Genomic DNA, 15,500 nt, shown 5'->3' with positions numbered 1-15,500 from the left:
CTGGATGACGCTTGATGTCTGGCTCCTTCTCGGCGCTGCCATCGTCATCGCCGCAGTCGTGTCCGTACGGGTCGCCCACCGCAGCGGCCTGCCCAGCCTGCTCCTCTTCCTCGGGTTCGGCCTGCTGCTGGGCGACGCGGGGTTCGGCATCCCGTTCAGCGACCCGGAGGTCGCCCAGCGCATCGGCCTGATCGCGCTCGCGGTGATCCTGGCCGAGGGCGGCCTGACCACCAACTGGAACCACGTACGCCGTGCGGTCCCGATGGCGCTCATCCTGGCCACGATCGGCGTCGCGGTCAGCATCGTCGTCGTCGCGGCGGCCGTGCAGGCGCTGCTCGGCGTCGGCCTGACCACCGCGCTGATCCTCGGCGCGGTGCTCGCCCCCACCGACGCCGCGGCCGTGTTCTCCGTGCTGCGCAGGCTGCCGCTGCCCTCCAAGCTGTCCGGCACCCTGGAGGCCGAGTCCGGCTTCAACGACGCCCCCACCGTGATCGCCGTCGTGCTGCTGAGCAGCGCCGCCCAGCCGACCCCCAGCATGGGCTCGTTCCTGCTGGAGACGACGCTGGAGCTGCTCATCGGCGGCGGCGTCGGCCTCGCCGTCGGCCCCGCCGGCGCCTACGCGCTGCGCCGCATCGCCCTGCCGGTGTCCGGCCTCTACCCGATCGCCGTCCTGGCGCTCTCCCTCGCCTCCTACGGCGGCGCCGTCATGCTGCACGGCTCGGGATTCCTCGCGGTGTACGTGACCGCGCTCATCCTCGGCAACTCGCGGCTCCCCCACCGGGCGGCGACCAGGGGCTTCGCGGAGGCGGCGGCCTGGCTGGCGCAGATCGGGCTGTTCGTCATGCTCGGCATGCTGGCCAGCCCCAAGGAGATGCCGTCGGCCATCGTGCCCGGCCTGATCGCCGGCACCGTGCTCGCGCTGGTGGCCAGGCCGCTGTCGGTGATGGTCAGCGCGGCCGTCGCCCGCGTGGGCCGGCTGGCCACGATCACCTGGCGCGAGCAGGCGTTCCTGTCGTGGGCCGGGCTGCGCGGCGCGATCCCCATCGTGCTAGCGACGATCCCGTGGGCGGCCGACGTCCCCGGCTCCAAGGACATCTTCAACCAGGTGTTCGTGATCGTCATCGTGTTCACGCTGCTCCAGGGGCCGACGCTGCCTTTCGCGGCCCGGCTGCTCAAGGTGGCCGCGCCCGGCGAGGCGCACGACCTGGAGGTGGAGTCGGCGCCGCTGGAGGAGCTCAACGCCGACCTGCTCCAGATCAAGGTCCCGCCCGGCTCCAAGCTGCACGGCGTGGAGATCTTCGAACTGCGGCTCCCGGCCGGCGCCCAGGTGACGCTCATCGTCCGCGAGGGCAGGTCGTTCGTGCCGGCCGCCAACACCCGCGTCCGCGTCGACGACCAGATCCTGCTCGTCACCACCGCCGCCTGCCGCGACCAGGCCGAGACCCGCATGCGCGCCGTCAGCCGCCGCGGCAAGCTGGCCGGATGGTACGGGGAGCGGGGAGTGGAATAGTCGTTTGACCGTATCGGTTACCATTAGCAGTCGCATCGCTCGAGTGCCAAACCCCTGAAGGAGGAGCGCGTGCCGACCTACCAGTACGCCTGCAACGACTGCGGTGAGCAGCTCGAAGTCGTTCAGAAGTTCACCGACGATGCGCTGACCGTGTGCCCGGCGTGCCAGGGCAACCTGCGCAAGGTGTTCTCCGCCGTGGGCATCGTGTTCAAGGGCTCCGGCTTCTACAAGACCGACAACCGCTCGTCGTCGACGTCCGCTCCGGCCACGGCTTCCTCGAAGCCCGCGGAGTCCAAGTCGGCCGAGTCGTCGTCGAAGCCCGCCGAGTCGAAGCCCGCTCCGGCCGCCGCGTCCAACTGACGAGCTAGCGGGGCCTGTCGCCCGCTGCGCCCAGCAGCTCCGGGGCGATCCGGTCGAGGAGCTCCTCCAGTTGCGGGTGCGGCCCCCAGTCGGCCACCAGCCGGCCCAGGGCCTCGCGCGAGCTGCGCAGCAGCCGCAGCGCCGCCGCCTGCCCGCGCTCGGTGAGCCGCAGCCACTCCTCGTCCGCCGACCGCTCCACGTAGCCGTCGGCGACGAGCCGGTCCACGTACGGTCTGCCGCGCGCCCTGCTGACCTGGGCGCGCTCGGCCAGGTCGACGGCCTTGACCCAGCCCTCGCCGCCCAGCCTGGCGATGATCCACACGCCTTCGGGCCGCATGCCCTCCAGCCCGGCCAAGTCGCCCATCCGCGCGTAGTAGCCCTTGCGCAGGTCGGCGTCCGCCAGCCGGACGAGGCCCCGCTCGACCTCGGCCAGCGACGACCGCTCTGCCGACGTGGCGCCGAGCCCCTCGCCGATGTCGGAGGCCCGGGTGGTCTGCCTGAGCCGGTGCTCCGGGATGAACCAGGTCAGCACGAACGCCACCAGCATGATCGGCGCCGCCACCCGGAACACCGCGGCGATCGCGTCGGCGTAGACGTGCAGGAAGTCGGCGGCGAGGTCGGACGGCAGCCGCTGGATCGCGGTCGGGTCGCGCTGGATCTGCGCCGGGTCGAAGCCGGGCGGCAGCGTGGTCGTGCGCAGCACCTGGGCCACGTCGGTGCTCAGCGTGGCCGCGAAGACCGAGCCCAGCGTCGCCACCCCGAACGAGCCGCCGATCGAACGGAAGAAGGTCGCCCCGGAGGTGGCCACGCCGAGATCCTTGAAGTCGACGGCGTTCTGCACGACGATCACCAGGACCTGCATGGTCATGCCCAGCCCGATGCCGAGGATCAGCAGGTAGGCGGCCATGACGGCGGTGCCGCTGTGCTCGGTGAGCGTGGACAGCAGGAACATGCCGACGCTGGCGATCGCGGTGCCGGCGATCGGGAAATATCGGTATTTGCCAGTCTTCGAGATGACGAATCCGCTCACGATGGAGAGCGTCAGCGTCCCCGCCATCATCGGCAGCAGGAACACCCCCGACAGCGTCGGCGTCACCCCGTGCACGATCTGCAGGTAGAGCGGCAGGTACGTGAGCGCGCCGAACATCCCGAACCCGACCACGAACCCGACCACCGACGACATCGCGAACGCCCTGTTGCGGAACAGCCCGAGCGGCAGCACCGGCTCCCTGGCCCGCCGCTCCGCCCGGATCCAGCCGGCCACCAGCACGACCGCCGCGACCGCCAGGCCGATGATCACCGGCTCGGTCCACGCGTAGGTGTTGCCGCCCCACGTCGTGATCAGCACCAGGCACGTGGTCGCCCCGCCGAGCAGCGCCACGCCCGCGTAGTCGATCGTGTGGCGGGTGCGGCTCGCGTCGCCGGGCAGCGCCGCCACGATCACCAGCAGCGCGACCGCGCCGAGCGGCAGGTTGACGTAGAACACCCAGTGCCACGACAGATGGTCGACGAACAGCCCGCCGAGCAGCGGCCCCACGATGCTCGACACCGCGAACACCGCCCCGAAGAACCCCTGGTACTTCCCCCGGTCGCGGGCCGACACCACGTCACCGACGATCGCCTGGGCCAGCACCATCAGCCCGCCGCCGCCGAGCCCCTGGATCGCCCGGAACGCGATGAGCTGCCCCATGCTCTGGCTCAGCCCGCACAGCGCCGACCCCGCCAGGAAGATCACGATCGCGGCCAGGAACAGTCTCTTGCGCCCGTACTGGTCGCCCAGCTTGCCCCACAGCGGCGTCGACACGGTGGCGGCCAGCATGTAGCCCGTCACCACCCACGACAGGTGCTCCAGCCCGCCGAGGTCGCTCACGATCGTCGGCAGCGCCGTGGACACGATCGTCTGATCGAGCGCTGCCAGCAGCATGCCGAGCATGAGCGCGACGATGATGAGCCCCAGGCCACGTTGCCGCATGCCTGCGATCATACTCATCGTGAGGATTCGAACACGTTCCGCTGCCGGTTATCCACAGAACGGGGTTCGGGGTCTCGGCGGCCACCCGGCGCGCCGCTAATGTCGGCGCCATGCTCACTCGCGCAGACATCGGCGTCATCGGCGGTTCCGGCTTCTACTCCCTGCTCGACGACGCGGAGGAGGTCGAGGTCACGACCCCCTACGGCCCGCCCAGCGACACCGTCACCGTGGGCCGCATCGGCTCGCGCCAGGTCGCGTTCGTCCCCCGGCACGGCCGCGACCACCGCTTCCCTCCCCACCGCATCCCCTACCGGGCCAACCTGTGGGCGCTGCGCTCGCTCGGCGTGCGCCAGGTCCTCGCCCCCAGCGCCGTCGGCTCGCTCCGGGCCGAGCTGGGCCCCGGCGCGATCGTCGTGCCCGACCAGCTGGTCGACCGCACCTCCGGCCGCGTCCAGACCTATTACGACACCGGCGGCGCCGTGCACGTCTCCTTCGCCGACCCCTACTGCCCCGCCGGCCGCGCGGTCGCCGTCGCCGCGGCGCGGGCCGGCGAGTGGGAGACGCTCGACGGCGGCACCCTGGTCGTCATCGAGGGGCCGCGCTTCTCCACCCGGGCCGAGTCGCAGTGGTTCCAGCGCAACGGCTGGGCCATCGTCGGCATGACCGGCTTCCCCGAGGCCGTCCTGGCTCGCGAGCTGGCCCTGTGTTACACGTCCCTGTCCCTGGTGACCGACCACGACGCCGGTGTGGAGGCGGGCCAGGGCGTCACGCACGACGAGGTCCTGGAGTTCTTCGCGCGCAACGTCACCCGCATGCGCTCGCTGGTCGCCGACGCCGTCCGGTCCTTGCCCGAGGAGCGCTCCTGCCCCTGCGGCGCGGCCCTCGACGGCATCAAGCTCCCCTTCGAGCTGCCGTGATCCGCCTGTGGCTGCGGCGCTGCGAGCGCCGCCGCCGCCTCGTCGCGGCCGCCCTGGCCGCAGCGGGCGTCCTGGCCGCCTTCGTCGCCCTGCGGCCCGCTCCGGGCCCCACGGTGCTGGTCGCCGCCCGCGACCTCGCCCCCGGCGTGCTGCGCCCCGGCGACCTGCGCGCGGTCCCGCTCCCCCACCCGCCCGACGGCGCCCTGCGCTCGGGCGCGGTGGGCCGGGTCCTGGCCGGCGCGATGCGCCGCGGCGAGCCGCTGACGGACGTCCGCCTGCTCCACTCCCTCCGCCTGCCTCCCGGCGCCGTCGCCACGCCCGTACGCATCTCCGACCCCGACGTCGTGCGCCTGATCTCCCCCGGCTCCACGATCGGCGTGCTGGCCGCCCGCGACGGCGCCCCCGCCGCGCTCGTCGCCGACGACGTGACGGTCCTCACCATCCCCGACGCCCCCAGCGACCACGGCGCCCTGGTGGTCCTGTCCACCACACGGTCCCAGGCCGCCGACCTGGCCGGCGCCCAGGCAGGAGGGCACCTGTCGATCACCATCACAGAGTGATCGATCCATTACTCTCTGTTGGCATGAGTGGATTCAAGAAGTTCCTGATGCGCGGGAACGTCATCGACCTCGCCATCGCCGTGGTCATCGGCGCGGCCTTCAACGCCGTCGTCCAGTCGTTCGTGGCCGACCTGCTGACGCCGCTGATCTCGGCGTTCGGCGGCCTGCCCGACTTCTCGTCCCTGAAGATCACCATCGGCCAGTCCAACTTCATGTACGGCAACTTCATCAACGCCCTGGTGTCGTTCCTGGTGATGGCCACCGTGATCTACTTCCTGATCGTCAAGCCCTACACCCACTTCAAGGACCGCGCCGAGGCCCGCGAGGAGATCACCCACCGGGCCTGCCCCGAATGCCTCTCGGAGATCCCCAAGGCCGCCACCCGCTGTGCCCACTGCACCGCCGAGCTCACCCCGGCGCCCTAGGGCAGGGTGTCCATCTTCGGGTCGTACTCCCAGTGCCACGGCTCGAACGGGCTGCTGTAGGCCCAGTCCGGGTGGAACCACCCGTACCTCTTGCCGTTCTTCTCCAGCCAGTTGAACTCCGGGGACCGGAACCGCTCCACGCCCCCGCAGAGGTCTACAGCCAGCCCGAGCCCGTGATTGCTGCGCCCCGGCACCGCCGCGAACCCCGGCCGCCGGTAATAGACCGACTGCTGCTCGGCCAGGCTCCGATAGGCGTCGGTCACGCACATCTGCTTGCCGAACTGCCGCTTGAACGCCTCGTTCAGGCTGACGAACGCGATCGTCGCGTCGGCCCGCAGGCTGAACCCCTTCTGCTGGAGCGGGCAGAGCATGCTCTTGGGAATCAGCCCGTTCGGATACTCCCCCGCCGTCGCCGCCCGCAGCGGGTTGCACCCCAGCGCCGCCCGGCCCACCTTGTCGATCTTGATGCCCATCTTCACCAGGGCCGCGGTGAGCGACTTGACCACCTTGTCCGACCGCTTCCTGAGCAGATCCACCTCGGCGGCCATCTGCGCCTCGGCCAGCAGGTTCCCCGCGCGCAGCTCCTGCGCCTCGGCGGCCAGCCTCTCCGTCTGCTGAATCAGCGCGGTGCTCCGGTCGACCGCCTGCTGCCGCACCATGACGATGTGGTTGATGTTGGCCATGGTCCGCAGGGTGTCGGCATCGGCGTCTCCCGCCAGGAACGGCACGATCGTGTCACTGGCCAGCGGCTGGATGTAGAGCAGCTCGGCCATCTGCGACACCGGCTGCCGGATCTGGGCCAGGTGCCGCTCGGCCTTCGCGAGGGCCTGCAGTTTGCCCTCCAGCTCCTTCTCGGCCGCCTCGAACTCGGTACGCCGCTTGATCAGCGCCTTGTTGGCTTCCTCGAGCTCCTGCGCCGCCCGCTCGGCTTCCTTGCGCAGCTCGGTGAGATTGGCGGGGTCGGAACGGGTCCCCAGGGCCTGGCGGGTGTCCTGGGCCTGCCGGGCTTCGGCAGGAGCGCCCAGCAGGGAAGTCATCGCCACGACGACCGCGATCAGACCTGCTGATCGAGGGGCTGGCACGTTCGACTCCTCCGTTTGCAAACTCGTTACCCGCGTCCGGCACGCACGTTACTACAGCCCCCCGAGTGCCCGGACCGAACTCCGAAGAGCCGTTATGAGGCAAACGACGCTTTTGTACTGCTCCTGGCTTGTGAGGTGTGGGTTGGGGTGTGGCTTCGGGGATGCCGTGGCGGCTTGCGGGGGCTTGTGGGTGCTTGTGGGAGCGCCATCGAAGATCCGATACGGTCGTACGGCGACCCTCTGTCCGACCCGGGGCTCCGCTGCCATGCCGACCCGTTCACCGCTCTAAGACGATGGAGCACCGATACCGCCTTGCACCGGCTTCAAGGGGTTGGCCTCAGTCGTGACGCCCCCATGTCACCTGACGTGCCTTCACGTCACCCTGTGCGCTCCCGTACGCCCATACGCCCTGATCCCTGATCCCGTCACAACCCCGACGCCAAATCGCCCGTGAGGCTCACCGCCGGCTGCCGCTCATGCTCCCTGCAGAGCTCCCACAGCCACGTGTCCACCCACTCCCCCGGGCAATCGGACTGCGAATCGGACGGCGCTGCCGGCGCCCGATCCGAAGGCTCCGGGGCCGCCTCCTGGACTGGCGGCGCCGAACTATCCCTCGTAATCCCCACCTCCTGCACCGCCGGCTCCCCGGGAACGTCCACCACCTCCACCCCAGCCTCCGTCTCCGCCTCTGTGACAGGCGCAGGCATCGCCGCCACGTACTGCCGCGCCGGATGCGCAGGCGGAGGCACCAGCACCGGAGCGAACACCTTGAACTCCCGCTCCCGGCCCCTCTTGCCCTCGTGCTGGTACTGAGACATCTCCCCCGCCAGCAACCCGCCGGCGAAGATCGCAGGCGCGAGCAACGCCGCGAACAACACCACGGGCCGCCTACGCGCCTGCCTACGTCGCCTACTGTCCACGCGCCGACCGTAACCGCGGGCGACACCACGGCCGGTAACCGGTTGCCATGTGTTTACCGCCCGCCTGCGCACCCATGGCACGGCACGGCCTGGATGCAGGGCCTCGGTGAAGTTGGTGGGGGCTGAGGGCCCACGCAGTGGCAGTCTTTCGCTAGGCTTACTTCGTCCGCCTCCGTAGCTCAGGGGATAGAGCACCGCTCTCCTAAAGCGGGTGCCGCAGGTTCGAATCCTGCCGGGGGCACTCATCTCCACCAGGCTTTTCGCCATCTGACCTGCGGTTTCTCGACTGCAGGTCTCTTGCTTTCTAGACCTTGGATAGGTCGCCGAGTGCACCCGTATGCAGCCACAAGACCTTGATCACGGGATATGTGCGGGATGATCTTGGGCGCGTTCTCCGAGGTCAAGACCGGTTTTGAGGGCCGCACTGTTGCCGTCGAAACGCCTGCGCCTAGGGTGTCCACGTGCAGCGTCTGGCCCTCTTCGACCTCGACAGGACTCTCATCGACCTCGATGCCGCGTTCCTGCACTGGGCCGAGGAGTTCACGGAGCAGCGGCGGCTGGGCCCGGACGGGGTCGCCTGGCTCGCCTCTCAAAACCGAGACATGCACCCGCATCGAGAGGCCTTCTTCCGCAAGATACGCAAGCACTTCGCGCTGCCCGAGGGCATCGACGAACTCTGGGCCGCTTACCGCAAGCGCATACCGCACCTCGTACGTTGTTACCCGGGCGTGCGAGAAGCGTTGACCGAGCTCCGCGCTGCGGGATGGCGAGTCGGGATCGTGACGAACGGCATGGCCGACAACCAACTCGCCAAGCTCCAGCGGACCGGCCTCGCCGACGCGGTGGACGGGTACGCGGTGTCGGGCGTCGAGGGCATCCGCAAGCCGGAAAGCCGGCTCTTCCACATCGCCGCCGAACGGTGTGGAGCCAGCATCGCCGAGGGCGGTTGGATGGTCGGCGACAACCTCATCGCGGACATACAAGGGGGCCAGGCGACCGGCCTACGCACGATTTGGGTCGACCGAGGGACATGGCAGGGCCACGAGCATCGTGCTGACCACGTCGTCACCGACGTCATTCCAGGGATCGCCTACTTGCGTAGTACGCAGTAGCTGAACAGCCCGTTGCCTTTCATACCTCTTCGGTAGTCTCCCTCGACGAACACTCGAACGCCCCTTATCGTCACATTGATCCCAGGGATAGCCGTCTCAAAGATCCGAAGGATCCGAGGATGATGGCGACACAAGAGCAGATCAACGCTGCCCGACGCACGATCGAGCAGTTACGTGACCAGCACGCCAATGACGTGCGCAAGCTCATCGGCCTGCTCGAAAGCGGAGCTATGAAGGGCCGGGCGGCGGACAGGCTCATCGAGGACTGCAAGGCGTGGGAAGCGGCCTACAAGAACGTCTTCAACCGGGCTCTGGCGCTGGTCGACGGCGCAGCCGCCACCGAACCCGGTAGGGCTTCCTGATGAGCCCACCTCCGACGAGTATCGGTATCGACCCCACGTTGATGACGCAGCTCATCGGCGAGATCAAACGTCTGGAACGGACCTGGCCAGACCTGGACGCGCAGATCGGCAATGCCCTGCGGTCGATCGGCACCGCCATGAGTGGCCCTGGCCTTCTCAGGGACATCGGCTTTCAGATCGCCGAACGCGCCCCCGACCTCCAGCGCCGCCTGGACCTCATCATCGCCACTCAGAAGATCGGCCTCGACAAGGGGATCGTGTGGGCGGACGAGTCTCTATGGGTCTCCCACTCACCGGCCGGCGGCGCGGCCGTCGCCAAATCGCTGGCCGACAAGCTTCGGCAAGCATGGAAGCAACGAGACTTCAGCGACAAGGCCGCAACCGCTGAAGTTCTCGACCTGCTGGCCAAGCACCAGCAAGACCCCTATTTCGCCGTGGCGTTCGCCAATGAAATGCGCCCCCGGGAGCTCAAAGCGCTGTTGGCCGACTTCCACCGTTTCTCGCAAGGCAACCCGCACAGTCGCGACTGGAAGGATCCGCCCTCTACCGACGTGGACCGACTGGCAGCGGCCTTGAGCGTTGCCCTGGGGACAGCCTCGCGCGGGGTCGGCGACATGCGACTGCCCAAGGGATACACCGACGAACTGGTGGCGAATCAGGATGAGGCGCTGACCGGCTTGGTAGTCAACAGGCTGCTCCAGCATGGCGTCTTCGATGACGCTTTCGTCCGAGACCTGACGAACAAGGTCTACGACAACACGCAGAAGCCTCCCGGTGAGCGGCAGCCCATGATGGGGTTCGGCCCGGGTATCGCAGCCGCACTGGCCAACAATCCACGCGTGGCGCAGGACTTTTTCACCGACCCCACCAGGAAGCCGCTGGCTTTCCTGATGCAGCAGAACCGGTGGAGCGGCGGGAATCACGAGGTGGGGCGCGCCATCGAGGCGGCGACCATGACGTACCGAGACAACGGGCAGCCACCGGGCACGTCACGTGGCTACAAGTCGGCCCTGATCGCTTCCTGGGCCGTTCACTTCTGGGCCGATCGAAAAGCTCATAAGACGCTCCCCGACACGAAGCAAAGCGCTGCCCGCGTGTTCGCCGCCTACATCGGTGATGTCCATCGCATCGCAGACGACGAGGTCAAGGAGAGCATGGGCGTGACGGCCAAGCCGGACGCGGACCCGAATCTTCCGGGCAAGCAGCCGTATGGCGCCACGTTCGAGCGCGACGACGTCAAAGCCGCCATGACGTGGGCCTTCAGCGATGACAAGGCGTTCAAGACGGTCGCTGAAGCCCATGGGGAGTACAGCCAGATGGTTCTGGACGCTCAGGCCGCTCAGATCAAGAGGTCCGTCGAATCCGACCTCGCAGCCTGGCACGACAGCCATCCTCAGGCAAGCGATGCGGAAATGGACGTGCAGCGGCAAAAGCTGATCGAGAGCCGTATGAGCGGCAGCAGCTCTCAAGAGTTCAACGCCCGAGTGTTCGACCTCAGCAACTCGCTCTATCTGATCGCCGATGCCGGAAACGTCGCCAACATCAACGAGGCGGACCGCAACGACAAGAACAACGAAGCGCTCAAGGATGCCGTCACCCGAACCCTCAAGCTGACTCTTACACCGGCAGGCCAGTGGACAGCCCCGACGTTCGAGTTCATCGAGAGCTACGTCAGCGATGGGATCGAGTTCAACGAGGGAGAGAAGGCTCGTCGCGATGCCGTCACCGCGACCGACATGACGCAGAACATGTTCCGGGATATCACGGCCGGGGCGATGATGCGGCATGGCCTGTTCGGTGACAGCTCGGTTCCAGCCGTCACACACCCATACGCGCACGAGAACTACGCCAAGGGATCAGCCGGAGATTTCCTCAAGGACGGCCAGATCATTCCCCGAAGCGCCATGACCACCGCGCAGGAGCATGCTTATATCGAGTGGCTGAAGCACTCGCCGGCTTCCCGCGTGTTCCACGCAACCGACCTGTCTTTCCGAGCGGGATTCAGGCTGCGAACACCGACATACCCGGAGGCCAGAGAATGAGGGCCCGAGCATCCGCCCCACTGCTTCTGACCGCGGCCTTCGTCCTCGCGGCCTGCTCAACGCCTCTCGATCCACCACCGGACAGACGTCCCTTGGGCACTGTCACTGCAGCGCACGGCGAGTGCGGCATGCTTTCCGCGGACGCGATCGCACGGGTGACGGGTTTGAGCACCTTCTACGCGAGCGGCACGGGTGCGGTTGAGAACTTCTCCCACTGTGTGGTGACCAAGTCTGCCGAGTCGAGCGAACGTGTACGGCTGGAGATCGAGCTGGACGATCCTGCGGTCCCTTCGGTTCAGGAGCTGGAGAATGCGAAGGCTGCCGATAAGGGAGTCTCGCTGCCAGGCGAGCTGGGCCCCGGGTACAGCGCCATCCTGAAGGATGCAGATGGGCGCCCCTCGGGGGCCTACGTGTCCGCCTGGACATCGGACGGCACCAAGACACTCTCTATCCGGCTCTACCAAGGCGCACCAGGTCGCGATCACCAAGCAGACGTGGTCGAGTTCGTGAGACAGCTCCGCCCGGTACTCCTCGACCCGAAAACCTGACCGCTATCCATAGATCGCATGGCATACGCGATTGCGCATACGGAACCCTGGGCGAGCTGGCGGGAAAAGCTGATCACACTTCGCAGCAACCGTACGGCCCCCTGCTCCGTCGCCGCGTCTTGCCGTTTTGCTTGAGCCGCTGTCTTTCCTGCTGGCGATACGAGGTTGTTTCCGCCGTGATTCGACTCGAATTTCCTCGCTTCGCTGGCGGGACTCCCCTTTGATCGCCGCCCGGCCATGCTTCCTGGTCTTCGACGTCTCGCGGCGGCGGTCGGGCTCAGTCGAAGGCGCGGCACTGGACGTGACTTTGGTATGGGCTGCCACGCCACCGTCGGCACGCGCAATCGCGGTGGGGACCGGCGCTGGCTGCGCAGCGGCCCGGGGCCGTAGGGCATTGCTGTTGAGTCCCCACGTACTCGACCAGATACCCAGGGCAGCGCAAGCTAGGAAGCCGACAATAAGCGCGGCTCTGGTGAGACGGTCTGCTGTAGTCAGGGTGGATTCCCTCGGAGGCGTTGGAGTTGCGTATCTCCGCCACCTGAGGCCGTCTGATGCACCGGTTGGCCTCGCCTTCCTTGGCATCGTCATTCCGTAGGGCGGACGACGCAGTAGGGGCTGTTCTCCCGCTGCTTGCGTGGGGTCGTTGTGCTCTTCGCGCATAGTTCTCCTGGTCACTATTCGTGCGTTGAGTGTGGCGGAGCGTGGCAGGGTTCTGTGGGAGCGACTCGGTTCGGCAAGCAGTTGGAATGCTTCGGCCCCGGTGCTTACCGGGGCCGAAGCAGCTCGAAACGTGCGGCTATGGGTCCAACGCGTCGTTGATTTTGCTGTTGATCTGCTCCTGCTGGCCGTCCATGCATTTGGCATAGACCCGCAGCAGGACGTCAACGCTGTGACCCGCTCGCTTGGCGACCTCGGGTGCCGGGACGCCGGCGTTCAACCAGAGCGAGACCGCCGCATGGCGGAGGTCGTACGGCCTTGCCGCCAGCGACGAGGCGACCTGCGCCGGGTTCAGGGCGAGCTTTCGAGCCTCTTGCCACACGTAGGAGTGCGCGGAGCTGGAATAGGTCCCGCCCGTACGCGTTTGGAAGATCCGTCCGTCCTTCGCGGTTCCGAACTCGGCGACGTGCTCGCGGAGCATGGCGACCAGGACGGGCGGGATCGGGATCTCGCGCGTTTCCTTGTCGGCGCGGTGCTTCAAGCTGCGCGACTCGTGCGTTTCGCCGGAGTTGGTCCAGCGCTTCGTCGCTTGAGGTCGCGCCCGCTCCAAGACGATCAGGCCCCAGCCCGATTCGGGCAAGGTGCAGTTCCTCAACCGCAGGTCCGCCGCTTCCTCTGGCCGGAGGGCGGCATAGTAGATGCAGGCGAACAGCGCCTTGAGGCGAGGACCACGCCTGCGGCCGACCCTGGGTATGGCGTCGAGGAGCTGACTGGCTTGGGCCGGGTTCACCACCGTTCGAGGGTCGACGACCATCACGGCCTTCGGTGGCGTCCACTTGATCGCGTCTAGCGGGTTGCTGCCGAACACCTTCTGCTCGACTGCGTGCTCCAGGAGATGATGGAGGACGGCCCGCTTCCGGCGGACCGTGTTCGCTCCCGCCGGTACGCCCGCGAAGGTCACCGAGATCGCGTCGAGGGCCATACGAAGAATACGAGCCTCGCAAAGGTCTGAAAGCGGGAGGGACGCCCGCTCCAGCCAACCCAAGGCCGCGGCTTGTGCCGTCGTCAGCTCGTCCCGCCGCTTCTCAGGAAGGAGGGCATGGATCCGCAGGACCTCCCGCAGATCTTCGGCGGCAGGTCGGCGGGGTGCGTCTGATACGAGGGCAGGGATTAGGGACAGGAGCGCGTAGGCATCTGTCTCCCGGGTGCGAGCGGCCGAGGAGTGCCAGCGTCGAAGGACGTACGCCTGTGCGAACTCCAGGAACGACGGCCCCAAGGACTCCGGCGCCAGCATCGACACCGGCAATCCGGTGGCGACGTCGAACTCCTCCCCCGTCTTGGCCGCCTGTCGTAGGTCGGACATGAAGGCGTTCGCGAGTCCCTTGGTGCGGAAACTCTTCGACTTCTCCTTGCCAGCCACCCGCCAGCGAGCGACATAGGTTGGCGTGCCGCCGTTGGAACGCTGCTGGATCTGGGCGAACTTCACGTCGTAGGTGGTGTTCACGCTGCCTCCCGTCGCGAGTCGAGCCAGGACATGAGGTCGCTCCGCCAGATGCGGAGTTCGAGGTTGGGCAGTTGGATGCAGACCGGCGCGCGGCCGAGTTCCCGCCAGCGGTAGAAGGTGCGGCGGGAGACTCCACCCAGTTCGGCGAGGACCTCCGGGACGGTCAGCAGTTCGTCACGCCTGCTCATCGGGCACCACTCTCAGCAGTTGGAAGCTGGGTACCGGTGATGGCTGCGGCGAGGAGCAGTTCGCCGGCGGACAATCCCTGTCCGGCGTACTCCCAGTGGGCGATCACGAGGACGGTGTCCTCGTCGAAGAGGGGCAGGCGGCCGGTGGTGATGTTTTCGGCACGCATGTGTTCCTCGCGTGCGGCGCGGAGTTGGCCGAGGGTGGTGGAGTAGCGGCGTGACTTGGTGGAGAAGTGACCGCGAAAGCCGAGCATGTGGGCCCACTGGGCGAGTCGGAGGTCGGCCAGGTCGTCGAGGCGCATGCATTCGGCGATCAGACGGCGGGCGTGTGGCCGGATCGGGAGCGCATCGAGGTCGTCGAGGGGTTGGATGCGCCGGTCGAGAGTGCCGACGCATTCGGCGGCCTTGGTGGCGTACTTGGCGATGTAGGCGGCTACGGCCTGGTCAGTAAGGTCGCCGTCCATGGTGATTCGGCGGACGTCAAGCTGACTCCCCCAGCGGAAGGTACGGCCGAGCGGCTTCACGTCGGTCGTCACGACAGCCGCCGCGTGCTGAACGGCGTCGGCCAGAACGTCGGCGCTTGCCCAGGCCGGGGGCGGCGAGGCAGGGCCGTCCGGTCCGTCGAGGCGAATCACGGCATGGAAGTGAACGACGCCGCGCCGCTGGTATTCAGCGACCTTGGCGAAGGAGATGACGGCCTGCTCGCGCAGGGCTTTGAGGGTGAGGCCGGAGAGTTTGGCGAAGCGCCGGCGGAGGGCTTCAGTGAAGCGCCGCCACAGCTCCGGGCTGACGGCGTTAAACAGGACCGAGCCCTCATAGTCGTAGCAGTCGGAGCAGAGCGGCTCACCGAGCCGGGGATCGTCGGCGGAGTGCCGAGCGGTGCAGGACATCACCTGTCCGTGCGGGCAGGTCTCGGCGTTACGGCGGGCGTGGCAGGGCAGGACTTTGCCGTTCTTCTCCCGGCGGACGTGCACCGCGCCGAAGGAAGGAGCGGTCAGGGTGACGAACAGGCACGGGTGCGCGCTGACCGTTTCCGGCACGCCTTTGCCTCCGACCAGCCCTGCACGGACGAGCTGGTACGTGTCGGCGCGGTACGTCTCGGCGCAGGCAGGGCAGCGAGTGGCACGGCGAGTCTTGCAGGGGACGCGCAGGATGCCGTCCGGTTCGGTGCGGGTGGTGTAGCGGTGCAGAAGGTGGCCGGTGGCCTGGTCGTAGTGTTCGACCTTGCCGCGTAGGTGGATGGGCTGGCGGCAGCCGCCGGAGCGCTTGATCTGTGCGGCCCAGCGGTCGTAGTCGGGGTGGTTGAGCCGGTCGATCATCCCGGCTACAGCGTGGGAGTGG

15 protein-coding genes and 1 tRNA gene are annotated in these 15,500 nt (G+C 67.9%); 10 read left to right on the top strand and 6 right to left on the bottom strand.

Annotated features, from left to right (window positions below):
• Positions 1-4 precede the first annotated feature (4 nt).
• Positions 5-1,510 carry a potassium/proton antiporter gene (locus tag KME80_RS03495; protein ID WP_219500167.1) on the top strand — a complete coding sequence of 502 codons (1,506 nt, stop codon included), beginning with the start codon at positions 5-7 and terminating at the stop codon, positions 1,508-1,510.
• 69 nt (positions 1,511-1,579) lie between these two features.
• Positions 1,580-1,870: an FmdB family zinc ribbon protein gene (locus KME80_RS03490; RefSeq protein WP_219500165.1), complete on the top strand. Its 291-nt coding sequence runs from the start codon at positions 1,580-1,582 to the stop codon at positions 1,868-1,870.
• Between the two features lie 4 nt (positions 1,871-1,874).
• On the opposite strand, the gene KME80_RS03485 is transcribed toward KME80_RS03490, so the two are convergent.
• Entirely contained in the window at positions 1,875-3,842 is a 1,968-nt protein-coding gene (locus KME80_RS03485) for an MFS transporter (RefSeq protein WP_219500163.1), read from the bottom strand.
• Between the two features lie 110 nt (positions 3,843-3,952).
• Here KME80_RS03485 and KME80_RS03480 point away from each other — a divergent pair, with 110 nt between their 5' ends.
• From KME80_RS03480 to mscL, 3 genes are read left to right on the top strand one after another with little or no spacing between them, the layout of a single operon-like run.
• A complete protein-coding gene (locus KME80_RS03480; protein ID WP_219500161.1) occupies positions 3,953-4,759 on the top strand; it encodes an S-methyl-5'-thioadenosine phosphorylase in 807 nt (268 codons plus the stop codon).
• A complete protein-coding gene (locus KME80_RS03475; protein ID WP_219500159.1) occupies positions 4,756-5,319 on the top strand; it encodes an SAF domain-containing protein in 564 nt (187 codons plus the stop codon). The genes KME80_RS03480 and KME80_RS03475 overlap by 4 nt, the downstream gene beginning before the upstream one ends.
• 23 nt (positions 5,320-5,342) lie before the next feature.
• Positions 5,343-5,744 carry a large conductance mechanosensitive channel protein MscL gene (gene mscL / locus KME80_RS03470; protein ID WP_219500158.1) on the top strand — a complete coding sequence of 134 codons (402 nt, stop codon included), beginning with the start codon at positions 5,343-5,345 and terminating at the stop codon, positions 5,742-5,744.
• On the opposite strand, the gene KME80_RS03465 is transcribed toward mscL, so the two are convergent.
• Together KME80_RS03465 and KME80_RS03460 are read right to left on the bottom strand one after the other, a co-directional pair.
• The gene (locus KME80_RS03465) at positions 5,741-6,826 is read right to left on the bottom strand and encodes a D-alanyl-D-alanine carboxypeptidase family protein (RefSeq protein WP_308125600.1); all 1,086 of its coding nucleotides are present in this window, start codon (positions 6,824-6,826) and stop codon (positions 5,741-5,743) included. The genes mscL and KME80_RS03465 overlap by 4 nt on opposite strands.
• 425 nt (positions 6,827-7,251) lie before the next feature.
• The gene (locus KME80_RS03460; protein ID WP_219500156.1) at positions 7,252-7,707 is read right to left on the bottom strand and encodes a hypothetical protein; all 456 of its coding nucleotides are present in this window, start codon (positions 7,705-7,707) and stop codon (positions 7,252-7,254) included.
• Between the two features lie 207 nt (positions 7,708-7,914).
• Between KME80_RS03460 and KME80_RS03455 the strand changes: the two genes are divergently transcribed.
• The 5 genes from KME80_RS03455 to KME80_RS03435 all read left to right on the top strand — a co-directional run bounded on the left by KME80_RS03455 (position 7,915) and on the right by KME80_RS03435 (position 11,810).
• Positions 7,915-7,987 (top strand) — tRNA-Arg (locus KME80_RS03455).
• A 220-nt stretch (positions 7,988-8,207) separates the two neighbouring features.
• On the top strand, positions 8,208-8,858 hold the full coding sequence (locus KME80_RS03450; RefSeq protein WP_219500152.1) for an HAD family hydrolase: 651 nt from the start codon (positions 8,208-8,210) through the stop codon (positions 8,856-8,858).
• Positions 8,859-8,977: 119 nt separating this feature from the next.
• Positions 8,978-9,220, top strand: coding sequence for a hypothetical protein (locus KME80_RS03445; RefSeq protein WP_219500150.1), 243 nt, complete (start codon positions 8,978-8,980; stop codon positions 9,218-9,220).
• 41 nt (positions 9,221-9,261) lie between these two features.
• Positions 9,262-11,262 (top strand): hypothetical protein, encoded by a 2,001-nt coding sequence (locus tag KME80_RS03440; RefSeq protein ID WP_219500149.1) that lies wholly within the window; start codon positions 9,262-9,264, stop codon positions 11,260-11,262.
• 128 nt (positions 11,263-11,390) lie between these two features.
• The gene (locus KME80_RS03435) at positions 11,391-11,810 is read left to right on the top strand and encodes a hypothetical protein (RefSeq protein ID WP_219500148.1); all 420 of its coding nucleotides are present in this window, start codon (positions 11,391-11,393) and stop codon (positions 11,808-11,810) included.
• Positions 11,811-12,606: 796 nt separating this feature from the next.
• Here the strand turns inward: KME80_RS03435 and KME80_RS51665 are convergent.
• Genes KME80_RS51665 through KME80_RS03420 form a run of 3 tightly spaced genes read right to left on the bottom strand, consistent with a single transcriptional unit; the run spans position 12,607 to position 15,478 of the window.
• The gene (locus tag KME80_RS51665; RefSeq protein ID WP_219500147.1) at positions 12,607-13,971 is read right to left on the bottom strand and encodes a tyrosine-type recombinase/integrase; all 1,365 of its coding nucleotides are present in this window, start codon (positions 13,969-13,971) and stop codon (positions 12,607-12,609) included.
• A complete protein-coding gene (locus KME80_RS03425; protein ID WP_219500146.1) occupies positions 13,968-14,159 on the bottom strand; it encodes a helix-turn-helix transcriptional regulator in 192 nt (63 codons plus the stop codon). Before KME80_RS03425 ends, KME80_RS51665 begins: the two co-directional genes overlap by 4 nt.
• Positions 14,156-15,478, bottom strand: a complete 1,323-nt coding sequence (locus KME80_RS03420; RefSeq protein ID WP_219500145.1) for a replication initiator — start codon at positions 15,476-15,478, stop codon at positions 14,156-14,158. The genes KME80_RS03425 and KME80_RS03420 overlap by 4 nt, the downstream gene beginning before the upstream one ends.
• Positions 15,479-15,500: the final 22 nt, after the last annotated feature.

Origin of the sequence: Nonomuraea ceibae, assembly GCF_019396325.1 — a bacterium.
Classification (GTDB): Bacteria; Actinomycetota; Actinomycetes; order Streptosporangiales; family Streptosporangiaceae; genus Nonomuraea; species Nonomuraea ceibae.
This window is presented reverse-complemented; position numbering and strand designations above follow the sequence as displayed.